The following is a 2,511-nucleotide window of genomic DNA, read 5'->3' as shown; positions in this document are numbered from 1 at the left end:
GCGACCGGCCGCGGATATTCCGTCACGTGATGATGCAGCGCGACGATCCAGCCGGCGCGCGGATGGGCTTCGAGCGCCGCGGTCAGCCGGCCCGCCTGTTCGGTCGAGATCAGGCCGAGCGCATTGGTGAACGAGAAATGCGTGTCCGCGTTCGAATCGAGGATCGCGACGGCGAGTCCGTCCTCACCCTCGGGCGGCAGGATGAGCGGAAAGGTGTCGTTCCACAGACCCTGCAGGCGCGTCGACAGGCGGAACCCGCTCCGGTCGGCGAACGCTGCGATGTCCGGCCGCCACGTTTCGAGCGCGTCCGCGAGCGGTTGCGGCTTGCCCTCGCGCATGGTCTCAACCCGATCGCCGTGTATCGCGGCGACGGCCGAGAGGACGCGCATGCGCCTCAGCGCCTTCATCGGGCTGAACGGCAGGTCGAGGCGGGCGGGGTTGGCGCGATCGACGATGTTGACGTCGTGATTGCCGGGCGTGATCAGCGCGCGCGCCGCGAGCTCAGGAAACGTCCCGAGGATGTCGAGGAATTCCGCCCATTCGGCGGAGGTTCCCGCGTCCGTCATGTCGCCGGTGACGAGCACGAGATCGAGCGGTCGTTCGGCATGGATCTCGGAGAGCCGCGCCAGCGCGCGCCGGAGTCGGGCGTTGCTGCGCGCGCCCGCCCGACCGCTCTCGATCCGCATCCCGTAGCGCTCGCCGACGACGTGCACGTCGGAGAGGTGCGCGACGCGGAAGACGCGCGCGCCGGGCGGCGGCGCGCCCGGCGCCGGAAGGTCGAGCGGCTGGTCGGTGGTCGCGTCGGCGATCCCCCAGACCAGCGCCGCGACGGCGAGATAGGCGGACATGACGACGATCGTATTGGCGATCGTCGGAACAATAAGCCGCTGCGGCGCCATGAGATCGGAGGTCGTTCCGATCCATTGGGTCATCGGCCAGGCGACGGAGGCGACCAGCGCCGCGACGACGAACAGAACGACGCCCGCCGCCGCGCAGCTCGTCGCGCGCATCCGCCCGAGGTCAGGTCCCGTCCGTCCACCGAAAGACCGCTCGGCGACATGCCGGATCGCCTCGCGCCAGAATGCGTAGCCGGGCTGCACCGCGAGCGCGTTCAGCGACCAGAAATTCGACTCGGCAAGCCGAAACAGCGGGCGCCAGCCTAAGACCGCGACCGCCGCGGCAACGACCACGACGATTATCGCACCGATCTCGGTCGCCTCGGCGAAGCGATTCGAAGCCTCGCCGATCGACGCCGTCAGGATCAACGGCGCGAGGCCGAGCAGAACCGCGGGCGCGAGGATCTGGATCGCCCAGGCGGCGGCGAGCTTGGTCAGGCTGATCTCGCTGAGCAGGCTTCCGGCGATTGCGAGAAGCGCGCGCTGTTTGGGCGCCGCATGATCGCTCTCGAAATCGCCGAGACGCGGATCAATCAGCGGCGCGGGTCCGGACGATGCCGGCGCCGGTCCTCGGGTGTCAGCGGTCAAATCCTTCGCCTCGGGCGCTCGTGGGTGGGTCGCCCGGCATAGCAGGCGGGGCCGCGTCTCGATAGCGGCGTGGCGCGACCCTCACCGTTCGCGCTATGGAGAGGGGCGCAGCCGGCGCGCGGGGGCCGGCCGGCGAGAGGGGCGCGCATGACCTCGGACTCGGTTTCGAAGGCTTCGGTCGCCATTGTCGCGGTCGTGGCGGCGGCGGCCGGCGCCTATTTCGCCGACACCGTGCTTGCGCCGTTGACGCTCGCGCTCTTCATCATCGCCCTGGTGTGGCCGCTTCAGCTCTGGCTTCAGGAGCGCATCCCGGCGCTCCTCGCGCTCGCCGTCACCATGGCGCTGACGATCCTGACCATGCTCGTGTTCGCCTCGCTCGTCGTCTGGGGCTACGGCCGGGTCGGGCGGTCGCTGATCGCCGATTCGGCCCGCTATCAGGCGATCTATGACGCAGCCGTCGCCTGGCTCGACAGCCACGGCGTTTCGGTGGCCGGGCTCTGGGCCGAGCATTTCAACGTGGGCTGGATGCTGCGCGGCGTCCAGCAGATCACCGGACGGGTGAACACGACCCTCAGCTTCTGGATCATCACGCTCGTCTACATGATCCTGGGGCTCATGGAGGTCGAGGACATGGAGCGCAAGCTTCAGACCTTTCTCAGCCCCCCGACGGCGCTGACGCTCACCGCCGCCTCAGCCGACACGGCGCGAAAATTCCGCAAATACATGGAAGTGCGGACGATGATGAGCCTGGCGACCGGCGCGCTGGTGTGGGCCTTCGCCGCCGCGACCGGGCTTCAGTTCGCGGTCGAATGGGGCGTGATCGCGTTTGCGCTCAACTACATTCCCTTGATCGGGCCGTTCATCGCGACCGTCTTCCCGACCCTGCTGGCGATGGCGCAGTTCGCTGCCTGGCAGGCTGCGCTTGGCGTGTTCGTCTGCCTCAACGTCATCCAGTTCGTCATCGGCAGCTATGTCGAACCGCGCATGTCAGGCAGCGTTCTGTCGATCTCGCCCTCCGTTCGCGGTG

The 2,511-nt window shown here is 68.7% G+C and carries 2 protein-coding genes; one reads left to right on the top strand and one right to left on the bottom strand.

Annotated elements, in window-relative coordinates; genetic code table 11:
• Positions 1-1,484: metallophosphoesterase family protein (locus ACLP25_RS01085; protein WP_442467405.1), on the bottom strand; the 1,484-nt coding region annotated here is incomplete at its 3' end.
• Between the two features lie 147 nt (positions 1,485-1,631).
• Between ACLP25_RS01085 and ACLP25_RS01080 the strand changes: the two genes are divergently transcribed.
• Positions 1,632-2,511: AI-2E family transporter (locus ACLP25_RS01080; RefSeq protein WP_442467404.1), on the top strand; the 880-nt coding region annotated here is incomplete at its 3' end.

The sequence above is a fragment of the Roseiarcus sp. genome (genome assembly GCF_052145395.1).
In the GTDB taxonomy this organism is placed as follows: domain Bacteria; phylum Pseudomonadota; class Alphaproteobacteria; order Rhizobiales; family Beijerinckiaceae; genus Roseiarcus.
Note: the sequence above shows the minus strand (reverse complement) of the source record. Positions and strands in the feature narration are given on the sequence as shown.